At 51.2% G+C, this 22532-nt stretch carries 15 protein-coding genes and 1 riboswitch; of the genes, 2 read left to right on the top strand and 13 right to left on the bottom strand.

Going from position 1 to position 22532, the window contains the following annotated elements; translation table 11 throughout:
- Positions 1-115: 115 nt before the first annotated feature.
- The gene (locus ACE418_RS10240) at positions 116-949 is read right to left on the bottom strand and encodes a MetQ/NlpA family ABC transporter substrate-binding protein (RefSeq protein ID WP_416450514.1); all 834 of its coding nucleotides are present in this window, start codon (positions 947-949) and stop codon (positions 116-118) included.
- Positions 950-1079: 130 nt separating this feature from the next.
- A riboswitch (SAM riboswitch) is annotated at positions 1080-1174 on the top strand.
- Positions 1175-1270: 96 nt separating this feature from the next.
- On the opposite strand from ACE418_RS10240, the gene ACE418_RS10235 reads away from it, so the two are divergent.
- Both ACE418_RS10235 and metF read left to right on the top strand, forming a co-directional pair.
- The gene (locus ACE418_RS10235) at positions 1271-2101 is read left to right on the top strand and encodes a MetQ/NlpA family ABC transporter substrate-binding protein (protein WP_416450513.1); all 831 of its coding nucleotides are present in this window, start codon (positions 1271-1273) and stop codon (positions 2099-2101) included.
- A gap of 127 nt (positions 2102-2228) precedes the next feature.
- A complete protein-coding gene (gene metF, locus ACE418_RS10230) occupies positions 2229-3083 on the top strand; it encodes a methylenetetrahydrofolate reductase [NAD(P)H] (protein ID WP_416450512.1) in 855 nt (284 codons plus the stop codon).
- A 173-nt stretch (positions 3084-3256) separates the two neighbouring features.
- Here metF and speC read toward each other — a convergent pair whose 3' ends face one another.
- The 12 genes from speC to ACE418_RS10170 form a co-directional block, all read right to left on the bottom strand.
- Positions 3257-5416 carry an ornithine decarboxylase gene (gene speC, locus ACE418_RS10225; RefSeq protein WP_416450511.1) on the bottom strand — a complete coding sequence of 720 codons (2160 nt, stop codon included), beginning with the start codon at positions 5414-5416 and terminating at the stop codon, positions 3257-3259.
- 537 nt (positions 5417-5953) lie between these two features.
- The gene (locus tag ACE418_RS10220) at positions 5954-8515 is read right to left on the bottom strand and encodes a YadA-like family protein (RefSeq protein WP_416450510.1); all 2562 of its coding nucleotides are present in this window, start codon (positions 8513-8515) and stop codon (positions 5954-5956) included.
- An 811-nt stretch (positions 8516-9326) separates the two neighbouring features.
- Entirely contained in the window at positions 9327-10499 is a 1173-nt protein-coding gene (locus tag ACE418_RS10215; RefSeq protein ID WP_416450509.1) for an acetylornithine transaminase, read from the bottom strand.
- A gap of 177 nt (positions 10500-10676) precedes the next feature.
- Positions 10677-11585: an acetylglutamate kinase gene (gene argB / locus ACE418_RS10210; protein WP_416450507.1), complete on the bottom strand. Its 909-nt coding sequence runs from the start codon at positions 11583-11585 to the stop codon at positions 10677-10679.
- 17 nt (positions 11586-11602) lie between these two features.
- Positions 11603-12328 carry an arginine biosynthesis protein ArgJ gene (locus ACE418_RS10205; protein WP_416450506.1) on the bottom strand — a complete coding sequence of 242 codons (726 nt, stop codon included), beginning with the start codon at positions 12326-12328 and terminating at the stop codon, positions 11603-11605.
- A 27-nt stretch (positions 12329-12355) separates the two neighbouring features.
- The gene (argC, locus tag ACE418_RS10200) at positions 12356-13300 is read right to left on the bottom strand and encodes an N-acetyl-gamma-glutamyl-phosphate reductase (protein ID WP_416450505.1); all 945 of its coding nucleotides are present in this window, start codon (positions 13298-13300) and stop codon (positions 12356-12358) included.
- Between the two features lie 325 nt (positions 13301-13625).
- Positions 13626-14504, bottom strand: coding sequence for a S66 peptidase family protein (locus ACE418_RS10195; protein WP_416450516.1), 879 nt, complete (start codon positions 14502-14504; stop codon positions 13626-13628).
- 47 nt (positions 14505-14551) lie between these two features.
- Positions 14552-15025 carry a hypothetical protein gene (locus ACE418_RS10190; RefSeq protein WP_416450504.1) on the bottom strand — a complete coding sequence of 158 codons (474 nt, stop codon included), beginning with the start codon at positions 15023-15025 and terminating at the stop codon, positions 14552-14554.
- Between the two features lie 934 nt (positions 15026-15959).
- Positions 15960-19163, bottom strand: coding sequence for a carbamoyl-phosphate synthase large subunit (gene carB, locus ACE418_RS10185; RefSeq protein WP_416450503.1), 3204 nt, complete (start codon positions 19161-19163; stop codon positions 15960-15962).
- 1 nt (position 19164) lies between these two features.
- The gene (gene carA, locus ACE418_RS10180; RefSeq protein WP_014015806.1) at positions 19165-20223 is read right to left on the bottom strand and encodes a glutamine-hydrolyzing carbamoyl-phosphate synthase small subunit; all 1059 of its coding nucleotides are present in this window, start codon (positions 20221-20223) and stop codon (positions 19165-19167) included.
- Positions 20223-21509, bottom strand: coding sequence for a dihydroorotase (locus ACE418_RS10175; RefSeq protein ID WP_416450502.1), 1287 nt, complete (start codon positions 21507-21509; stop codon positions 20223-20225). Before ACE418_RS10175 ends, carA begins: the two co-directional genes overlap by 1 nt.
- The gene (locus ACE418_RS10170; protein ID WP_416450501.1) at positions 21493-22437 is read right to left on the bottom strand and encodes an aspartate carbamoyltransferase catalytic subunit; all 945 of its coding nucleotides are present in this window, start codon (positions 22435-22437) and stop codon (positions 21493-21495) included. Before ACE418_RS10170 ends, ACE418_RS10175 begins: the two co-directional genes overlap by 17 nt.
- Positions 22438-22532 lie beyond the last annotated feature (95 nt).

The following is a 22532-nucleotide window of genomic DNA, read 5'->3' as shown; positions in this document are numbered from 1 at the left end:
AGAAAAGGCTGAAAACCCTTGTATTTACTGGGTTTTCAGCCTTTTACTCTTTTTTAAGTGTCAAACTTGGGATTATATACTTGCTATGCGCCTATTGTCAAGGACTTATCCCAGGTTATTCGGCCGGTTCAATCGTGCCGTTGTATTTGTTGGCAATGAATTGCTTGACCGCATCGGAATGGAAGATTTCGGCAATCTTCTTATACGTCGGGTTATCCTTATCCTGCGACCTGACAGCCAGGACCATGACGGCCAGCGGTTCATCCTTCGGTTCCAGGAAAATCCCCTGTTCCTTGACATTGAGGCCCGCACTCATGACGTAGTTCATCGTAATGACAGCGGCATCAACGTCACCGAGACTGCGCGGCAGCTGGGCGGCTTCGATTTCTTTGAACTGGAAGTGTTTCGGATTATCTACGACATCAGCCGGCGTAGCTTTGAAGCCGACACCGTCTTTGAGCTTCAAGAGACCGGCACGTTGTAAAAGTGCCAGGCCGCGGCCGCCGTTGGTCGGGTCATTCGGGATTGCGATGACGGCGCCGTCCGGCAAGGCATCGACACTCTTATATTTGTCGCTGTAAATCCCCATGCGCATGAGAATCGTATTGCCAATCGGCACTAAATCGGTGCCATTCTGCTTGTTGAAATTGTCCAAAAAGGGCTTATGCTGATAGCTGACCAAATCGATGTCACCATCGGCCAGCGCTTTATCCGGCGTGATATAGTCGGAAAATTCGACGACTTTGATGTGAATCCCCTGTTTTTCGGCTTCCTTAGCGACCGCTTCGACGACTTCAGCATGCGGTCCGGCCGTAGCCCCGATTTTGATTTCTTTGTCGCTGCTGCCAGCTGCCTGGCCATTGTCCCCCTGGCCACCACAGCCGGCAAGGCCGACAGCCAATACAGCCAATAACGCGAACGGTAAGAATTTCTTTTTCCAATGAATCATAAATGATACCCCCTCTTAAGATTGTTGCCTAAATGATACGCTTTTAGTATAGTTTTGTCAATGTCATGGATGAACTCTTGACAAATTACACATCCATGATAAACTAAATTGTAAGACAATTTCAGAACGACATTTATCCAGAGTGGTGGAGGGACTGGCCCTATGAAACCCGGCAACCGATGACGACGGTGCCAATTCCTGCGGATGCATTCCGAGAGATAAAGAATCAGTAAGCAACCTCTTTCTCTTTCGGAAAGAGGTCTTTTTTATGGATAATGACGGAACAGTAATCGTCTATATTTATTGACAGGAGGAATCTTCATGAAAAATCTCAAGAAACTCTCGCTTCTCGCCGCTTCGGCCCTGCTGGCCGTCGCCTTCCTGGCTGCCGGCTGCGGCAGTGATTCCGCTTCCAGCGGTTCGTCTTCTAAAAACGTCACCGTCACGGTCGGCGCAACGCCGGTACCGCACGGGGAAATCCTCAATGAAATCAAGCCGCTCCTGGCGAAAGAAGGCGTCGACCTGAAAGTCGTCGAATTCACAGACTACGTCAAACCGAACCTGGCCCTCAACGATAAGGAACTGGATGCCAACTTCTTCCAGCATTCCCCGTACCTCGATAAATTCAACAGCGAACACGGCACGAACCTGAAAGCCATCGCCAAAATCCACGTCGAACCGATGGGCATTTATTCCCATAAGATCAAAGACCTGAAAGACCTGCCGGACGGCGCGAAAGTCGCCATCCCCAATGACCCGACTAACGGCGGCCGTGCCCTCCTCATCTTGCAGAGCGCCGGCCTCATCGGCTTGAAAGACGGCGGTAACATCACTTCGACCGTACAGGACGTCGAAAAGAATGATAAGCACCTCCAGTTCGTCGAACTCGAAGCCGCCCAGATTCCCCGTTCCATCGATGACGTAGACATCGCCTTAATCAACACCAACTTCGCAATGGAAGCCAGCCTCAATCCGTTGAAAGACGCCCTCTTCCTGGAACCGAAAGATTCGCCGTATGCTAACGTCCTCGTCGTCCGCGATGGTGATGAAAACCGTCCGGAAATCCAGAAACTCGTCAAAGCACTCCAGTCTCCGGAAGTCAAGAAATTCATCGAAGACAAATACCAGGGCGCTATCCTGCCGAGCTTCTAATCTAAAAAGTTTATATAGGAGTCGTCACAGCAAAGATTTTCTTTACATACACGACTCCTTTCTTATTTAAAGTAGTTAGCCTTTAAGAAAACTTTGACATGCAACAGCATAGGGGGAAGTCACATATATGCATACGAACGAGCTTTTTGCTAAAAAAACGGTCTTTTCTTTTGAAGTCTTTCCGCCGAAACGGGATATCCCCGTCGAAACGGTCTATCCGACCTTGGATGAACTGAGCAAACTCCATCCCGATTTCATCAGCGTCACCTGCGGCGCCGGCGGCACAGGCGGCAACCGTACCGTCGAAGTTGCTACGTACATCAAGCAATTAGGTTGTGAAACAGCGGCCCACATGCCCTGCATCTACCTCACCGAAGAAGCTGCCCTGCAAAACCTGAAAGAATTGAAAGAAGCTGGCATCGAAAACATCCTGGCCCTGCGCGGCGATGAAGTACCGGGACGCGAACGGGCTCATGTCTTTGAACACGCCAGCGACCTCATCGCCTTCATCCGTGAAAAGGCACCAGAATTCAACGTCATCGGCGCCTGCTATCCGGAAGGTCATACCGAAGCTAAAACTTTGGCTGCCGATGTCCGCAATTTAAAAATCAAAGTCGACGCCGGTGCAAATGAACTCATTTCCCAGCTTTTCTTCGATAATACGATGTTCTATCGCTTCCTCGAACGCTGCGAAATCGCCGGCATCCAGGTTCCCATCGAAGCCGGTATCATGCCCGTCACCAATAAAGCTCAAATCGAACGCATGGTATCCATGTGCGGGGCTACGCTCCCGATAAAATTCCAGCGGGCTATTGCCAAATATGGCGATAAACCGGAAGCGATGCGGGACATTGGCATCGCCTATGCCATCGACCAGATTGCAGATCTCCTCGCCAACGGCGTAGATGGTATCCACGTCTACACCATGAACAATCCGTACATCGCCAAAAAAATTGCCGAAGCCGTAAAGACATTGTTGTAGAAAAAAGAGACTGTCCCATTAAGACAGTCTCTTTTTACGTTGATCGTAGTTCGTTCATCGTTTATCGTATAGGATTAAAAATATCCCCCTATCGCGATGAACGATGAACTACGAACGAAAAACTTTTAAGTTTAAGGTACCTCGCATGATGGCAGAAACCCTAGCAGGCTCTCCTATTCCTTCAACACATAGCCATAAGCATGAATGCGGCCATCGTCTTCTTTTTCCAAATAGACGCCCTGGATTTCCGAAGCGAAGCCTGGCAGTTCATTCAGCCCTTCTTCCAAGGCCTTGAAATACTGGACAGCCGTATGGGACCAGCGTTCGCCCGGTACGACACAGAGGACGCCCGGCGGATACGGCAGGGCCCCTTCCAGGGCAATGCGTCCTTCAATTTCATCAAGGGGTACCAGTTCCCCCTGACCGCGGATGAAGGCATATTGCGCATCCTGAGCATTCATAGCATATTCTGGGAAGTATTCCCGGCGGAAGAGCTTCTTCTGCAGGTCTTTGACGTTCCGCGCCTGATAAAAATCGTGCATTTCCTGACAGAGCTGGCGGATGGTATAGCCGGCGTAGCGGTCCGGATGCGAGTTATAGACGCCGAGGAGAACTTCCTGCATCGGTACATCGTGGTCGACGAAACGTTCAAAGCGGACCAGCTGGGATACGAGAAGGCGCATTTTATTCTTATTTTCAGCCGGTGTCAGCAGGAATAAAATCGAATTCAAATCACATTTTTCCGGAATGACGCCGTTACCGCGCAGATACGTAGCCAGAATATTGGCATGAATCCCAAAGTCTTCGTACTGTCCCGATTCTGCATCGATGCCGGGCGTGGTCAATAACAATTTGCACGGGTCGACGAGATATTGTCCCGGTCCATACCCTTCAAAAGCATGCCATTTAGCTCCCGGTTCAAACGTAAAATAAGCCAGATCGTTGGCCATATCATCCGTATTGCCATCCTGCCAGGGTTTGCCGTGTACCGTCGGGGCTACGAAAGGCCGGATGTAATGGCAGCGGCGCAGGATGTCCTTGCGGGCGTCGATGCCCATTTTTACGCAATCCATCCACATCTTGCGTCCTGCTGCCCCGGCATGGATTTTCGCATTGACCGCAATGGTGGCGAACATGGGATAAAAAGGACTCGTCGAAGCATTGGCCATGAAGGCGTTATTGAACGTCTTGTGGTTGCAATAACGGGCCTGGCCATGGATATGATTATCCTTCTTGTGAATCTGCGAAGCCTGTGAAAAGCCAGCCTGCTGTTTATGAACCGATTGAACAACCATGATACCCGGATCGTCTTCATGCAAATCGAGAAGCAGCGGTGAGCAGTCCTTGAGCATGGGAATGAACTGTTCATAGCCGACCCAGGCCGAATCAAAGAGGATATAATCGCAGAGATGTCCGATGCGATCTATGACATAGCGGGCATTGTACAAAGTCCCGTCATAAGTGCCAAGCTGGATGACGGCCAGGCGGAAAGGGCGTTTAGCCTTCGCTTTTTCCGGATCCCGTTCCGCTGCCAGCTGGCGCAGATACGTTTCGTCAAAGCAGTGGGCGTCAATGCCGCCGATAAAACCATAGGGATTGCGGGCCGTTTCCAGATAGACCGGCGTCGCTCCCGCCTGAATGAGTGCCCCTAAAGCCACCGATTTATGGTTATTGCGGTCGTAGAGGACTAAATCTCCCGGCGTCAGCAAGGCATTGGTGACGACCTTATTCGACGACGAAGAGCCATTGAGAACGAAATACGTCTTATCGGCATGAAACACTTCAGCCGCAAAGTCCTGCGCTTCCAGTGCCGGCCCTTCATGGATGAGCAAATCACCGAGGGTCACATCGGCATTACAGATATCGGACTGAAAAATATGCGGTCCATAAAAATCATAAAGATAGCGTCCTGCCGGATGCTTCTTGAAAAACAGGCCGTCCTGATGGCCCGGGCAGTCAAAAGGCGTGTTCTTTTCACTGACGTAATCGACGAGGTCGGCAAAAAACGGCGGCAGTACAGAATGTTCATAACGGCTGGCCAGCCGTTCTGCCGTAGCAATACAGCGGCTCTTATTGACCATTTCTTCCGTAAAGACGACATCGACCTTATCAATATATTGATCCGGCATTTTTTCGCCGCCTGGCATGATAACCATGATGGGGATGCCAAACCCCGTTTCATCGATTTTATCAATATAGGCGAAATCCTGATCCGAAATAACAGCCACCGCAATATCCGTGAAATCCGTCTGTTCAATAGGCACGATTTCCCGCTCGCTGTCAACGAAATAATACTGTACGTCAAAGCTATACGCTATCTTCAAATGTTTCATATGTCTTCTCTCCCTATCCTCTTCCTTTGCAGTGATATTTTAATAATACAGCCCTATTGTACGCAATTCCCTCATGAATAGCAAGAAAAATATTTCGCAAATAGTATGTTGATACTTGACGGCCCCGCTGATTGCAGGCCGCCGGCATTTTTTCGTTCATCGTAGATTGTTCGTCGTTCGTCAAATTTTTGGAGTTGATGCCCCGCAGTTCGCCTCGAGTGACCCTCGGCTCGTGAAAAAATAGTGGCGCGTGGTTCGTGGCTCGTAAAATCCTGCTATTATTCTCGAATAAGTTACAGCCAAATTTCTCTAGCGGGCTTCCCACGTGGAAGCCCCTACAGTTCGGCCGCGGGCCGTTTTTTTGTGACCTGTGACCTCGTTCATCCCCATCGCCTGTATGCGATTTCGTAGGGGCGTGCACGTGGCGCGCCCGCGCGAATCCTGTGCATAGCCAGGATTCATGACAAACGTCACACAGAAAAAGAGCCTGCGCACGATGAACGTGCGACAGGCTCTTTCTGGTAAAGTCACAATAATTTATTTTGCTTTGTCAGCTTTGAGCTGTTCAATTTCTTTCTGCTGAGCAGCTAACTGATCCTGCAACTGGCCGACAACTTTGTAGAGTTCTTCAGCATCCGGCGAAGTGGTCTTGGTCTTAGCCGAGGACGGGCCAATCTTGAAGCTCAAACCAAAGGTATAAGCATTGTCAGAATCACCCATGGTGCTGGCAGCACTGAACATGATATTTTCGTTCGGGCGATAGAAAGCACCAACGGCAACGCTGTTTTCGCTTCGGAAGGAACCGGAAGCAACGGAGAAGCTCAGTTTGTTAGACGGATCATAATCTACAGCATGCAAACCTGCCAATGCAGCAGAACGAGCACCTACTTTATCGATATCTGTCTTCATGGAGCTGTAATCGCTGAACAACTGGTTAATGTTGTTACTATTCTGGCCTACCTGGGCATCCAAAGCATTCAGGTTAGCACCTACAGAATTGCTGGCTTTAACGTAGTTACCATTTTTCGTTGTGCCAATAGCCTGGGTATTGTTTGTAATCTGATTCTGTAATGTCTGGTCAGCAGCTGCACGAGTCTGAGCTTCCTGCTGGTCGACGGCACTCAGCGCATTAAAACCATCAGCCATGTTCTGATTAATCGTGTTAACAGAGCTTACCAGATTGTCATTGACCTGTTCGATTACTTTATCCTGTGCAGCATCAGCACCGATACGGGCTGCAATTTCGTCGTTGAGTCCTTTGTCAACTGCATTCAGGTTCTGGCCTACGGTCTGATTTTCCTTTATAAAGGCACCATCAGCAACACTGGTTTCCCGATTGTACATACCCTTGCTGACGTAGTTCTTTTCTGTTTCATCCTGCAGGTAATTTTTTACATTAGTGATACGGGTATCCAGTTTCTGATCGCCAGCTTCACGAGCTGCGGCTTCGTTGACATCAGCCTGATTTAATGCAGTGAAACCATCAGCCACGTTCTGATTTAACGTACTAAGATTTTCGGCTGTTTCATTGATGCGTTTATCCTGTGCAGCATCGGCACCGATACGGGCTGCAATTTCCTTATGCAATGCCGTGTCTACATTGGTAACGTTCTGACCAATGGTTTGATCTTTCTTAATCAAATCGCTTTCAGATGTGACAACCTGCGCATCTGCAAGTGCTTTATCGGTCTTACTCAATGCAGTGAACCCATCAGCAACATTTTGATTCAAGGTTGCCAGATTGTTAGCTGTCGTAGTGGCCGTTTCTGTGACAGCAGAAATCAATTTATCCTGTGCAGCATCGGCACCGATACGGGCTGCAATTTCCTTATGCAATGCCGCGTCTACATTGGAAAGATTCTGACCGATAGACTGATCTTTTTTAATCAAATCACTTTCAGAGGTAACGGTCTGGTTATTAGAAATCAATGTAATTCTATCATTCAAGCCTTTGGCAACTGTATTGGCATTGTTAGCAGCAGCTGTAGCATCACTGGCAGCTTTGTTAGCAGCTTTCGTAGCATCAGCCGAAGCAACTGCATTGGCATCTTTCAAGGTATTCTGAATATCGGCAATATCCTGTTTGTTCTGAGCAATATTGCCTGCGTTGGTATGGATTTCAGCATTTGCCTTATCTACCCGGCTATCGGTTTCAGTAAGATGTTTTTCCAAATTCTGTGAATTCGTAACGATAGCTTCAGAGTTAGCCTGTACGGCTTTAGTTAATGTATCATTGACTGCTCCCTGGTTGGTCAAAGCATCCGTAATGTTTTGCTGAAGGTTCTTAACATCTGTCTGACGGGCAGCTGCTTCGTTATCGATATTGCTCTGCAATGTCTTGTCTGCTGCGTCACGTGCATTGGCTTCTGCCTGATCGGCAGCCGCACGAGCCTGCTGTTCCGCAAGGTCGTTTTTATTCAGCTGGTCTGTAATCGCTCCGATATTCTGATTGATTGCATTGAAACCATCGGTTACATTCTTATTGAGATTGCTGATGACTTTATCCTGCGCAGCATCAGCACCTTTGCGTTCTGCCCGTTCCTGAGCAACGGCCTGATCACGAGCAGTTGCTTCATCAGAGATAGCTTTTGCATTAGCATCTACACCACTCTGTAATTTTGTATCTGCTGCCATACGAGCGGTTGCTTCATCAGCGATAGCTTTTGCGTTAGCATCTATGCTACTCTGTAATTTTGTATCTGCTGCCGTACGAGCGGTCGCTTCATCAGCGATAGCTTTTGCGTTAGCATCTACGCTACTCTGTAATTTTGTATCTGCTGCCGTACGAGCGGTCGCTTCATCAGCGATAGCTTTTGCGTTAGCATCTACGCTACTCTGTAATTTTGTATCTGCTGCCGTACGAGCGGTCGTTTCATCATTAATAGCTTTTGTGTTAGCATCAATGTCTTTAGAATAATCTTTTGCTTGCTGTTGTGCATTTTCCAGCTGGTTAATCTTCTGAGTATTTGCATTAACCCCCTGTTGTAATTCTAGAATCTGTTGATCCGTAACTTCTGCAAATACGCTGCCACCGAACATGGTAGCACCCATCAAGCCCGCCAAAATAGCTGTCGTTAATTTTTTACCTGATAATTTCATACTCGTTTCCTCCTTAGCTTCTTTTGAAATCTGCCATATATTTGTAACAGTTATGATTTATTAATGAGGACATTTACAAATATATGGCTCCGGGCAGCAAAGAATCCGCATGGCAAATCCTACGATTGCCATTCCCATATGCTCTTGGGCAGGAGGAGTTTTGAGTACACAAAAAAGACAGCATACGAGTACACTGTCTCCAAAAATCATGTATATGAAGGCTAATCGCCATTTTTACCAGATTTAAAGCATAGTTATACCCCCCCCCGTGTATTTTCATGAATCATAGCACACAGAATCCCTGTCTGTAAAGTTGCTGATACTCTACAAATACCACGTTCAGGAGCCATACGGTTTCACCCCCTTCTTGACACAAAATTAAACAAAAATAACCTTTTTGTTATCTGTGTACCATTATACTAAATTAAGTGTCATTTGTCACGTTTTTATCGTCATATATCTGTGATATTTGAACGATTATCATCATATATTATAATTTTATTAATTTAATATTGTATTATCGCTACTATATAACGACAAAATATTTACATATTTTTAAATAAAACATGAATGTAGCTTACTACAGGCAGTTCGTAAAAGCCTGCCATTATCCAAGAACAGTTATGGTTAAACATCGCAGCTGGCTGCCCCTAGCACAAGGCCAATGGCCGTGTAATTTTTATGGTCCACAGGACTGTAGCGAACTGCGTTCAATTCATGAGTCTATCCTGACTGCTAACAGCTAGCCGCTGACTGCAAAAAAAGGCGCTGTCTTCATGCGACAGCGCCTTTTCACTACAAACTATCTGCTCTATTTATCAATGACTTTCTTGACGATACTGATGGCTTCTTTCAATTCATCCCAGGGGATGTTGAGCGGCGGCAAAAGCCGCAGGAGGCCATTGGCCGTAAGAACGAGGACACCGTGGTCGACACAGCCTTCGACGACGTCCATGAGGGCTTTATTCTTAAGGGCGACGCCAATCATAAGGCCCATGCCGGATACGTGGTCGACATGTTCGCACTGTTCCAGTTCTTCTTTGATGTACTTCCCTTTTTCCCGGACTTCCGCCATGAGGGCGTCATCGAGGCGGTCGATGATGGAGATGCCGCCAGCGGTGCAAATCGGGTTGCCGCCAAAGGTCGAGCCATGGGTATGGTTGGTCAGGGTATGCTGCGTCGAATCGGCAAACATCGTGGCCCCCAGGGGAAGACCACCGCCGATGGCTTTGGCCGTCGAGACGATATCGGGATGGATGCCATAGCCCATGTAGGAATAGAGATAGCCCGTCCGGCCATTGCCGGTCTGGACTTCATCGACGATGATCAGAATATCATGGTCATGAGCATATTCTGCGACCTGCTGGACGTATTCTTTGTCGAGGGGATGGACACCGCCTTCGCCCTGGACCATTTCCATCATGATGGCGCAGACTTTATTTTCTTCGCAGAGACGTTTCATATCGACAAAATCATCCGGTTCAGCATAGACGAACCCATCGACGAAGGGACCAAAGTCCTGATGGAGCGAATCCTGGCCACAGGCTGTCAAGGTGGCAATGGTACGACCATGGAAGCTGTTCTTCAAGGTAACGATCGTATAGCGGCCATCGCCGTATTTATCATGCGAATATTTACGAGCCGTCTTAATAGCACATTCATTGGCTTCGGCACCGGAATTCGAGAAAAAGACTTTCTTCATGCCCGTTTTCTGGCAGAGTTTTTCGGCCAGGACCGTCTGCGGTTCTGTAAAGAAGACGTTGGAAATATGGCTTAATTTATGGAGCTGCGTTTCGACGGCCTTAATCCAGACGTCATCACAGACACCAAAGATATTGACGGCAATACCGGCACTGAGGTCGATGTATTTCTTGCCATCTACATCATATAAAATCGCACCTTTGCCATGATCTAATACCGCACCGACCCGGTTGTATACATTGACGATATATTCTTTATCAAGGGTTTTGTAATCTTCTGCCATTAGGGAATTCCTTCTTTCTTGTAATTATGCTGGAAGCCTGACGGCTCCGCAGACCGCTCAAAGAGATCGTTTTTCGTTCGTAGTTCATCGTGATGGCTTGATATTTTTAATCTCCATACGACGAACAATGAACGACCTACGACCAACGAAAAAAATTTATCTTCGCATGCTAGTTAGTTATTTGCCGATTGAATAGTGCCCTACGAACATCGTGCCCAGGCCTTCTTCGGTGAGCATTTCAATGAGTATAGCGTGGGGGACGGTGCCGTTGATGATGAATACCCGTTTGACACCGGCCTTGATGGCATCGGTGCAGCACTGGACTTTAGGAATCATACCACCGGCAATGATGCCGTCATCTTCCAGCTGCCGTGCCTGGTCAAGGGTAATTTCCGTCAACAGCGAATCCGGATCATCCTTATCTTTGAGGACGCCGTCGATATTGGTCATGGACAGCATACATTCCGCATTGAGGGCCCCGGCTATCTTAGCGGCTGCCGTATCGGCGTTGATATTGTAGGCCTGCCCATTGGTATCGGTCCCAATCGTCGAAATGACGGGAATATACCCTTTATCCAGATTATCTTTGATAATGGATACATCGACGTCGGTAATGCGGCCGACAAAGCCCAGTTCATCACTCTGTTTCTGGACTTTGATCATCTGGTCATCAATCCCGCAGAGCCCGATGGCTTTACCGCCGATCGTCCCGATGAGATTGACCAGATCCTTGTTGACCTGACCGGCCAGGACCATCTGGACGACTTTCATCGTTTCCGCATCGGTAACGCGCAGGCCATTGAGGAATTTCGATTCCATGCCTAATTTATTGAGCGTTTCTTTAATGTGCGGACCGCCGCCGTGAACGAGGACGACTTTGACGCCGATGAGATTCAGGAGGACGATATCGCCCATAACCGATTTTTTCAGGTCTTCATTAATCATCGCATTGCCGCCGTACTTAACGACAACAATTTTGCCACTATATTTCTTGATGTACGGCAAGGCGTTCATCAAGATTTGTGCCTTCTGGGCATTCGTTACGGATTTGACATCTTCCGAGACAAGTTCGATTCTTTTAAACATTACAATAGATTCCCCCATTAACTGCAAGCTTTCAATGAATTCTGAAAGCCTAATTTTTTCAATAATTGTTCCAGTCCGGCTGCCAGGTCTTCCTGACGGCAGGGACTGCTGCCAGCCATGCCATTGGCCATGACAATGAACGTGAAGTTTTCTGTGTCGATGGCGGCTTTGGCCTGAGCCAGAGCGCCTTCAATGACAGCGCTGCCAGCCTGGGCATCGGTCATGATGACACATAAACCATTGCTGTCGGCCGTGCCGTCTGCAGCGACACCACTCAAGGAACAGCCATGCAGGCCAGTGGACAGGGATACCTGATAAGCCGTGACATCGCCGGCATTATCCAGGACCGCTTCCAACGGCTGGCTGTCAGTCCCTAAACCAGCGGTCAGCGTCTTGAGGCTGTGGATGAGCAGGGACGGGCGGAAATACTGCCCTTTGGCCCCGCTGGCGACCAGGGCGATATCGTCCGGCGCTTCATCCATGCATTTCCCGGCAGCCTGGCAGACTTCCTGAGAAATCTCATGGCCCCGCGGCCCGTCGGGAAGGGCCGTACCGTTGTGCAGGAGCAGCACCTTACCGGACTGAGTCATCAGGCCCTGGCTCGTGGCGGTAACGATGGAGCAGTCGCGTCGGCTTACGATCATAGCGACATCCAATTTCACACGGCTGCTGCATAATCCACTGTACGTACCGGCAGCCTGAAATCCTTGCGGTACGCTGAGGCTATCATAACCCTGACTCATACTGACTCCACCTTTCATCTGATTCATCTAATACTTTAAATTCAGCCCCGTCGTGGGATCAATGCCCATCATGAGGTTCATATTCTGGATAGCCGCACCGGAAGCGCCTTTGCCCAGGTTGTCGAACAGGGACGTAACCATGATGCGCTGGTCGTTGCCGGTAACTAAAATTTCCATATCGTCGTAGCCGCTCATGTCATTGGCTGCGATGAAACCGCCCTTGTCTTCACCAAAGGGCAGGACGTGGACGAAGGGGCAGCCGTCGTAATGGCTGGCCAAAATCTGCCAGACGTCGCGGGCTGTCACCTTTTTTGCCAACAAGTGGCTGAAGAAAGGAATCATGACTTCCATGCCACTGTAATAGTCGTCGACGATAGGCGTAAAGACCGGTTCCTGCGTCAAATGGCAGATAGTGACGATTTCCGACAGGTGCTTGTGCTGCTGTACCAGGCCGTACTGGCGCGGTGCATATAAATCCTGCCCTTTGTCGCCTTCGTACTGGGCGATCATCTTTTTGCCGCCGCCGCTGTATCCGGTCAGGGAAAAGGCCGTCACCGGATAATCGGCCGGAACGATGCCGGCTTCTGTCAGGGGCTGTAAAATGGAAATGGCGCCGCTGGCGTGGCAGCCCGGATTGCCGACGCGGTCGCTCTTGGCAATGGCCGCAGCCTGTTGGGGCGATAATTCGGGGAACCCATAAGTCCAGCCCGGTGCCACCCGCCGTCCTGTCGACGTGTCGATGAGGCGGACATCACAGCCTTCGGCCAGGGTTACGGCTTCGGCTGCGGCACCGTCAGGGAGACAAAGGAAGGCGATGTCGGCCTGTTTCATGCAGGCCCGGATGGCGTCGGGATCCTTGCGGACATCGTCGGCAATGGGAACCAGTTCGATATCCTGGCGGGTACTGAGCCGTTCATGAATCCGAAGGCCCGTCGTCCCTTCATGACCATCAATGAATACTTTCGTTTTCACACTTCATCACTCCTATATCACATGGGCTGTGCCCTGACTATTACTTGAATTTTTATTCATTATAGATGCATTTTAATATTTTGTCAAGAATTATACACGATTTTTTACATGAATATTAGTAGGGGCTCGCACGTGGCGAGCCCGCCTGCAATTGAATACATCTCCTTTATATGAATAAAGGGACTACATGTAAACCCATCTGGCAAGTAGTGTTCATCCCCCATAGTTCAGAAGCGGGCGCCCCGCGTGGCGCCCCTACAAATCGCACTCAGGCGATGATTTATGTTCGACATGCATATATTGCAACGGCCCTGGACCGCAAACATCAACCATCAATAAAGGTAAGCGACGTGCCCTCTCTGCCGGCATCGAGGCGGACTTTGACGCCGTAAGGCACGAAGGCCTTGTCCTTCGTATGGCCGACGGGCAGTCCTTTGATAGCAGGTTTTCCGGCCAGATGGGCATAATAATCCAGGACCTGGTCCGTCGTGAAGTCGCCCGGGTCGTTGGGGCAGTCGGTGAAATCGCCATAGGCGATAGCGGCGACGCGGGACAAGAGGCCGCTCTGCCAGAGCTGGTTCAGCATGCGGTCGATACGGTAGGCATCTTCGCCGGTATCTTCCAGGACCAGGATGCAGCCCGTCCCATCGAGGGCATAGGGCGTGCCGACCAGGGACGTCAGGACCGTCAGATTCCCGCCGAGGATTGGCCCTTCTGCCTTCCCCGGCACGATAGTCGTCAGCTTCCGCCCAGCCGGCAGGGCTAAAGGCCCTTGCCAGCGGTCCGTCGTAAGACCCTGGAAGAACTGGCCTGCCGTATAGGCATCGGAGCCGCCGAGGGTGACCATGAGCGGTCCGTTGGCTGTGACTAAGCGGCATTTTTCCCAGAGGGCAAGCTGCAAAGCCGTCACATCGCTGAAACCGATGACCAGTTTGGGATGAGCTGCGATATATTCATAATCCAGCTTATCGAGGATACGCGCCGAGCCATAGCCGCCATTGAGGCAGAGGATGGCCTTGACGTCATCATCGTGAAACAAGGCGTTGATGTCACGGGCCCGTTCCGCATCGGTCCCGGAAAAGAAACCATAATTCCCGGTGACTGTCGGCGTCATCTTGACGCGATAGCCGGCCTGTTCCAGCCGAGCCACAGCAGCAGATATATCCTGCCCTTCATCGTGTGTCGCCGGCGCGGCAACGCCGATACAGTCACCGCGATGCAGTGCCGGTCCCCGAAGGGCCGTTCCTGTCCTTACTCCCCCTTGTAGTAATGCTCCATGCCCTTGGCATAACCGTAGTCGTCATTCAGATACTGGCCTGTCTTCTGCTTGTAGCAGAGATTGACGGCAACGAAATCGGCAATCTGATTGTGCTTGAGTTCTTTCTTGCGCATAGGGATTTCCTGCCAGCTGTGAGTCGAATCATTATACAACCAGGCCTGACCGTGGGCGACCTTATAAGTCAACGTATACTTCCCTTCGATATTCCCCGAATCCTCTGGCGACCGGAAGAGATCGACCTTGAAAATCCAGCCCTGGCCGTCATCCTTTACCGTCTCCATCGAGCTCAAGTCGACGTACATCTCATAGCCCATGCCAAAGTTAATCGGCCGGTAATGACTATTCGAAGCCAGGGGACTGTTAAAAAAGGCCTGGCCGCTAGTGAAGCCACCAAAGGCCACAACAGCCCCCAACGACAACATAACTAACCCGCGTTTCATATTCATACAAAAACCTCCCTTCAAAGTATGCCTTTATTATACGACAAAAAAGAGCTTGTCGCACGCGCGACAAGCCCTTTTAGTGGCTAGTTGTTAGTGGCTAGTGGCTAGCAGATGGCTTTAAATTTAAAGCTTCTCTCTGCAAACTATAAGAATCGCCTGTTTACGATTTGTAGGGGCGCCACGCGGGGCGCCCGCTTCTGAACTAGGGTAGATACCCCTTACTCGTTCGATGGGTTCATATATAATCTCCCTTCATTCATATAAAAGAAATATCCCCAATTGCAGACGGGCCCGCCCTCTACTGTGGTCCGTTTCAGCAACCGTCCTGCCATTCATTTCATTCACGTCCTGACGGGCTGAAAAGGCACGTGCGAGCCCCTACGATACAAACCGCCTCTTTATTCATGCAAATGAAATGTCCCAATTATCAGACAGGCCCGCCCTCTACTGTGGTCCGTTTCAGCAACCGTCCTGCCATTCATTTCATTCACGTCCTGACGGGCTGAAAAGGCACGTGCGAGCCCCTACACGTACGGAAAAACAGTTGACATTATTTCCAAATCGCCTGTCTGTGATTTGTAGGGGCGCCACGTGGGGCGCCCGCTTCTGAACTAGGGTGGATACCCCTTACCCGCCGATGGGTTCATATATAATTTCCCTTCATTCATATAAAAGAAATATCCCCAATTGCAGACGGGCTCGCCCTCTATTGCGGTCCGTTTCAGCAGCCGTCCTGCCATTCATTTCATTCACGTCCTGACGGGCTGAAAAGGCACGTGCGAGCCCCTACGATATAGACCCTCACGCATAAAAAAAGGGCTGCCGCACATGCGACAGTCCCTTTTACGTTCGTCGTAGGTCGTTCATCGTTCGTCGTATGGGCTTAAAAAATTAACCGATTGCGATGAACGATGAACTACGAACGAACAACGAAATTCTATTCCATGTCGTAATCCTGCAGGGCAGCAACGTGGTGGTAGCCTTCGTTTTTGCCTTTGTTGGCAAAGACGCGGAGGACTTCACGGGCTGTATCGAGGGAGGTCAGGCAGGGAACGGCCAGTTCTACGGCCATGCGGCGGAGGTTGAAACCGTCGCGTTCCGGATGTTTGCCATAGGTCAGGGTATTGAGGACCAAGTCGATTTTGCCGTTGCGGATCAGGGTAGCGATATTCTGACCGCCTTCATGGATCTTGCGGACGATGTCGACGGGCATACCGTGGTCGTTGAAATATTTGCCCGTCCCTTCGGTGGCGATGATGTGATAGCCTAATTCCTTGAAGCCTTCAGCCAGCTGCAGGGCTTCGGCTTTATCGCGGTCGGCGACGGTGACGAGGATCGTGCCGCCGGCGGGAATCTTCATCTTAGCGCCATTGACAGCTTTGTACAGGGCTTCGGAATAGGAATGGCCGATACCCATGACTTCGCCGGTCGATTTCATTTCCGGCCCAAGGGCGATTTCAGCCAGGCCGATCTTGCTGAACGAGAAGACCGGTGCTTTGGCAGCAACATGCTTCTTAGCCGGCATGAGGCCGCTGTGATAGCCCATATCCTTCAAAGTTTCACCGAGAGCAATGCGGGTTGCGATTTCGACAATCGGGAAATGCGTGACCTTGCTCAGGAACGGAACGGTGCGGCTCGAACGCGGGTTGACTTCGATGATATACAGCTTGCCGCGGGAAACGACGAACTGGATGTTGACCGAACCTTTGACCTGGAGTTCCAGGGAGATACGCGTCGTGTAGTCGACGATCTGATCGATCATTTCCTGGTCCAGATGCTGCGGCGGATAAACGGCGATGGAGTCCCCGGAATGGACGCCAGCCCGTTCGACCTGTTCCATGATGCCCGGAATGTAGACATCGGTACCATCGGCGACGGCATCGACTTCGACTTCACGGCCGACCATGTATTCGTCGATGAGGATTGGATGGTCCGGCGAAGCGATGACGGCTTCGCGGAGATAGCGTTCCAATTCTTTTTCATTGTAAACGATTTCCATAGCCCGGCCGCCGAGGACGTAAGACGGGCGGACGATGAGCGGGAATTCCAGTTCTTTAGAAACCTTCATGGCTTCCTTATCGCTGGTCGCAATGCGGCCATCCGGACGGGGGATGTTCAATTTGGCCAGGACTTCATCGAAGCGTTCGCGGTCTTCGGCGCGGTCCATGCCATCAACAGACGTACCGAGGACGGTAACGCCCCGTTTGGCCAGTGGAGCTGCCAGGTTGATAGCCGTCTGGCCGCCGAACTGGCAGATGACGCCGACCGGTTTTTCCTTATCGACGACAGCCATGACGTCTTCGACCGTGAGCGGTTCAAAATACAGGCTGTCCGACGTATCGAAGTCGGTGCTGACCGTTTCCGGGTTGTTGTTGACGATGATGCTGTTCATGCCGGCTTTGCGCAGAGCCCAGGCCGAATGGACCGAGCAGTAGTCGAATTCGATACCCTGACCGATGCGGATCGGGCCGGAACCGAGGACGATGACGCTCTTCTTGCCCAACGGCTTGACTTCGTCTTCATCGGCATAGCACGAATAGTAATACGGCGTAGCGGCTTCAAATTCGGCAGCGCACGTATCGACCATCTTGAAGGTCGGCGTAATGCCGTGGTCGACGCGGAACTGGCGGACTTCGTCTTCCGTCTTGTTGGTAAATCCGGCAATGACGGCATCGGGCATGCTGTAGCGTTTTGCCAGGCGGATATTATCGACGGTCAGGTTATTCCGTTTCAAATCGAATTCCAAGTCGATGATATTCTTGATCTTATGGAGGAACCAGAGGTCATAGCCGGTGATGTAATGGATCTTTTCTTCGCTGATGCCGAGGCGCAGGGCCTGAGCGACGACGAAAAGCCGTTCATCATCCTGTTTCTGAAGGAGTTCGACGATGTCGATGAGGGACTTGCTTTCGAGCTTCTTCATGGAAATATAGTTGACACCGATTTCCAGGGAGCGGACGGCTTTGAGCAGCGCCCCTTCAAAGCAGCGGTCGAGGGCCATGACTTCGCCGGTAGCCTTCATCTGCGTGCCCAGGGTCTTGTCGGCGAGGGCGAATTTTTCAAAAGGCCAGCGCGGGAATTTGACGACGCAATAGTCGAGGGTCGGTTCAAAGCAAGCCGTCGTCTTGCCCGTGACGGCGTTGGTGATCTGATCCAGGGTCAGGCCGGTAGCGACTTTAGCGGCAACTTTGGCGATCGGATAGCCCGTCGCTTTAGAAGCCAGGGCCGACGAACGGCTGACACGGGGATTGACTTCGATGACGTAATACTGGTTGCTGTTCGGGTCGAGGGCGTACTGGACGTTGCAGCCGCCTTCGATCTTCAATCGGCGGATGATGGCCAGGGAAGCTGTACGCAGCATCTGATACTGCAAGTCGTTCAGGGTCTGGCTCGGTGCGACGACGATGGAGTCGCCCGTATGGATGCCGACGGGGTCGATGTTTTCCATGTTGCAGACGATGATGCAGTTGTCGGCCTTGTCGCGCATGACTTCGTATTCGATTTCCTTCCAGCCGGCAACAGAGCGTTCGACGAGGATCTGGTTAATCGGGCTGAGTTTGATGCCGCGCGTGGCAATCATGAACAATTCGTCTTCGTCGTGGGCGATGCCGCCGCCCGTACCGCCGAGGGTGAAGGCCGGGCGGACGATAATCGGATAGCCGATTTTATCGGCAAATTCGATGGCCGACGGGACATCTTCAAAGATATCGCTTTCCGGAACCGGCTGATTGATGTCCTTCATGGCTTTCTTGAAGAGTTCCCGGTCTTCCGCTTCTTCGATTGCCGAGAGATGCGTACCCAAAAGCTGGACGTTATATTTTTCCAGGACACCGGCGTTGGCCAGTTCGACAGCCATGTTCAGGCCGACCTGACCGCCGAGAGTAGCCAGCAAGCCATCGGGCCGTTCTTTTTCAATGACTTCCGTCACGTAGTCGAGGGAAATCGGTTCGACATAGACGCGGTCGGCAATATCTTCGTCGGTCATGATCGTCGCCGGGTTACTGTTGATGAGGACGACTTCCAATCCTTCTTCTTTCAAGGCACGGCAGGCCTGGGTGCCGGCATAGTCGAATTCAGCGGCCTGACCGATGATAATAGGGCCCGAACCGATAACGAGTACTTTCTTCAATCCTTCTATCATGTTAGTTTTCCTCCATCATCTTGACGAATTGTGTAAACAGATACAAATTATCAGTCGGTCCCGGCGAAGCTTCCGGATGATACTGGACGCACATGATTTTCTTGGACGGGACTTCAAAACCTTCGAGGGTATTGTCGTGGAGGTTGCGATGCGTGATGACGACATCATCCGGCAGGGAGGCTTCGTCGATGACATAGCCGTGGTTCTGGGACGTAATGTAGACGCGGCCCGTGCGGATATCCTTGACCGGATGGTTGGCACCGCGGTGGCCGAAGGTCAGCTTGCGGCTCTTGCCGCCCAAAGCCAGGCCGAGCATCTGCAGGCCCAGGCAGATACCGAAAATCGGTTTCTTGCCGATCATCTTCTTGACTTCTTCGACGATGTACGGGACATCTTTCGGGTCGCCAGGGCCATTGCTCAGGAAGATGCCGTCCGGATTGACAGCCAGGACTTCTTCAGCCTTGGTTTCAGCCGGGAAAATGGTCAGGCGGCAGTCGCTGTTAACCAGTTCGCGCAGGATATTGGCTTTGGCGCCGTAATCCATGACGGCGACGTGGAAGCGGCCATCACCCATGTGCTTGATTTCACGCGTCGTAACGCGGCGGACGAGCTGCGTTTCCAACGGCGTATCGAAGAGTTCCTTAATAGCGCTTTCTTCCATCGTTTCCGGCACGATGACGCCTTTCATGACGCCCTGGCTGCGGATGGCACGCGTAATGGCACGCGTATCGACGCCGTAGAGGCAGGGGATGTGGTGTGTCATAATAAAGGTAGACAGCTTGCCTTCATTCTGCCAGTTGCTCGGTTCTTCACAGAGCTCGCTGACGATGAATCCGGCAGCATAGGGACGATCGGCCTGTTCGATTTCGTGGAACAAGCCATAGTTACCGATGAGCGGGTAGGTCATGGTAATGATCTGACCGGCATAGGACGGATCGGTAAATGTTTCCTGATAGCCTGTCATGCCCGTATTGAAGACAACTTCGCCGACAGCCGGTTCATCCATCAGCATGTTGCCATAAAACTTCTGTCCGTTCTCTAATATGAGGACACCTTTCATTATAAAACCTCCCCGTTTTTCATTACAATTTTACCATTGACGATGGTAGCTGCGGCCTTGCCCTTGAAAATCATTTCATCGAAAGGCGACGCTTTTCCCTTGGAATAGAATTTCGAGGAATCTACCGTCCATTCTTTATCGAGATCGAGTACAGTCAAATCGGCATCCTTGCCCGGTGCGATGACGCCGGCGTCGAGGCCGAGGATCTTGGCCTGTGCCGTCGACATGGCGTTGACCAGGGTCATGAGGTCGATATGGCCCGTATGATACATATAAGTCAGCATAGCGCCGACGCTCGTTTCCAGGCCGACGAAGCCGCTGGGAGCCAGGTTGAATTCCTGATCTTTTTCTTCCCATTCATGCGGTGCGTGGTCGGTGACGACAGCATCGATGGTGCCATCCTGCAAGCCGGCGACGCAGGCTGCGCGGTGTTCTTCCGAGCGGAGCGGCGGGTTGACTTTATACCGTGTTTCAAAGGTGCGCAGGGCTTCATCGGTCAGGATGAGGTGCTGCGGCGTGACTTCTGCTGTGACCTGGACGCCGCGTTTCTTGGCCTGGCGGACCAGTTCGACAGCGTTCTTGGTGCTGATGTGGGCGATGTGGACCGGCGTGTGTGTCGCTTCGGCCAGGAAAATATCGCGAGCGACGGCGATATCTTCGGCAACAGCCGGGCGCCCTTTGATGCCCAGTTCGTTGGAGACGACGCCTTCATGCATGTTGCCGCCTTCGACGAGGCTCTGTTCTTCGCAGTGGTCGATGATGACCTTATGGAACATGCTGGCATATTCCATAGCTTTGCGCATGAAATCACAGTTTTCTACGTAGCGGCCGTCATCGGAAAAAGCGGCGACGCCTTCTTTGGCCATGGCGCCCATAGCGGCCAATTCCTGACCCTGGAGGCCTTTGGAAATAGCACCGATGATTTCGACTTTGACTTTGGCTTCCCGTTCAATCTTATACTTCATGCCGTCAACGATGATGGCTGAATCGATGACCGGCTTGGTATTCGGCATGGTGGCTACGCGGGTAATACCGCCGGCAGCGGCAGCTTTCGTCCCCGTTTCAATCGTTTCCTTGCCGGACTGGCCAGGCTGGCGGAGATGGACGTGCATATCGATGAAGCCCGGTGCTACGACGAGGCCCGATGCGTCGAAGACTTCGGCGCCGTCAGCGCTGAGATTGGCTCCGACTTCCTTAATTTTACCATTTTCAATGAGAATGTCACAAATTTCATCCTGCTGCATGGCCGGATTTACGACTCTGCCGCCTTTAACGAGTAGTGTCAACGTCATCGCCTCCCATAATTGTCAGATATAATACGGCCATACGGACGGATACGCCGTTCTTGACCTGTTCCTGGATCGAAGAAAATTCGCTGTAGCAGGTATCCGGTTCGATTTCGATGCCCCGGTTCATGGGACCTGGATGAAGGACGAGGACGTCGTCTTTGGCCCATTTGAGGCGGTCGCGGTTGATACCGAAGAGCGAATTATATTCACCGGCACTGGGGAAGAAGCCGATGCCCTGGCGTTCCTTCTGGATACGCAGGACATTGATGACATCTGCGCCCTGGATGGCTTCCTTCAAATCGTAGTGGACTTTGACGCCCATGGCTTCCAGTTCCGGCTGGAGCAGTGTCCGCGGACCGACGAGATGGACGTCAGCCCCCATGGTCTTGAGGCCATAGATATTGGAGCGGGCTACGCGGCCGTGGTCGATATCGCCGACGATGACGACTTTCAAACCGTCGATATGGCCTTTGACTTCCTGAATGGTGAACATGTCGAGGAGGCCCTGCGTCGGATGTTCGTGCGCGCCGTCACCGGCGTTGATGATGATCGGGTCGACGCAGCGGTCGGCAAACCACGGCGAACCTTCCTGCTTTTGACGCATGACGATGGCATCGACGCCCATGGCCGTTACCGTCAGCAACGTGTCACGGAAACTTTCGCCTTTCTGGATGGAGCTTCCCCGCGGCGTGAAGTTGATGACATCAGCGCCGAGATACTTGGCCGCCATTTCAAAGGAGCCGCGCGTACGCGTACTCGGTTCCCAGAACATGTTGACCACCGATTTCCCTTTGAGCAGGGATAATTTCTTATTCCCGCTGTTGACGACGGCTTTCATCTTCTTAGCGACCCGCAGTATCAATTCAATTTCTTCTTTCGGTACTCCCTGGAGCCCCAACAGGCTTTTGCCCTGTATACTAACCATCGAATCCTCCTTGTAAAAAAAAGACCTCTGCCGCAGGGCAAAGGTCATATTATAAGCATGGCAAAATATGTCCCTTTTTAGCCTCTCCGGACTAT

It is taken from the genome of Megasphaera jansseni, assembly GCF_047974155.1.
Taxonomy (GTDB): domain Bacteria; phylum Bacillota; class Negativicutes; order Veillonellales; family Megasphaeraceae; genus Megasphaera.
The sequence above is the reverse complement of the archived record's forward strand: the minus strand, read 5'-3'. Positions and strand labels throughout refer to the sequence as shown.

What these genes read in the sequence shown, in the direction of transcription:
- ACE418_RS10240 (WP_416450514.1), bottom strand. Translation starts at nt 949, where the DNA reads ATGATTCATTGGAAAAAGAAATTCTTACCGTTCGCGTTATTGGCTGTA.
- ACE418_RS10235 (WP_416450513.1), top strand. Translation starts at nt 1,271, where the DNA reads ATGAAAAATCTCAAGAAACTCTCGCTTCTCGCCGCTTCGGCCCTGCTG.
- metF (WP_416450512.1), top strand. Translation starts at nt 2,229, where the DNA reads ATGCATACGAACGAGCTTTTTGCTAAAAAAACGGTCTTTTCTTTTGAA.
- speC (WP_416450511.1), bottom strand. Translation starts at nt 5,416, where the DNA reads ATGAAACATTTGAAGATAGCGTATAGCTTTGACGTACAGTATTATTTC.
- ACE418_RS10220 (WP_416450510.1), bottom strand. Translation starts at nt 8,515, where the DNA reads ATGAAATTATCAGGTAAAAAATTAACGACAGCTATTTTGGCGGGCTTG.
- ACE418_RS10215 (WP_416450509.1), bottom strand. Translation starts at nt 10,499, where the DNA reads ATGGCAGAAGATTACAAAACCCTTGATAAAGAATATATCGTCAATGTA.
- argB (WP_416450507.1), bottom strand. Translation starts at nt 11,585, where the DNA reads ATGTTTAAAAGAATCGAACTTGTCTCGGAAGATGTCAAATCCGTAACG.
- ACE418_RS10205 (WP_416450506.1), bottom strand. Translation starts at nt 12,328, where the DNA reads ATGAGTCAGGGTTATGATAGCCTCAGCGTACCGCAAGGATTTCAGGCT.
- ACE418_RS10190 (WP_416450504.1), bottom strand. Translation starts at nt 15,025, where the DNA reads ATGAATATGAAACGCGGGTTAGTTATGTTGTCGTTGGGGGCTGTTGTG.
- carB (WP_416450503.1), bottom strand. Translation starts at nt 19,163, where the DNA reads ATGATAGAAGGATTGAAGAAAGTACTCGTTATCGGTTCGGGCCCTATT.
- carA (WP_014015806.1), bottom strand. Translation starts at nt 20,223, where the DNA reads ATGAAAGGTGTCCTCATATTAGAGAACGGACAGAAGTTTTATGGCAAC.
- ACE418_RS10170 (WP_416450501.1), bottom strand. Translation starts at nt 22,437, where the DNA reads ATGGTTAGTATACAGGGCAAAAGCCTGTTGGGGCTCCAGGGAGTACCG.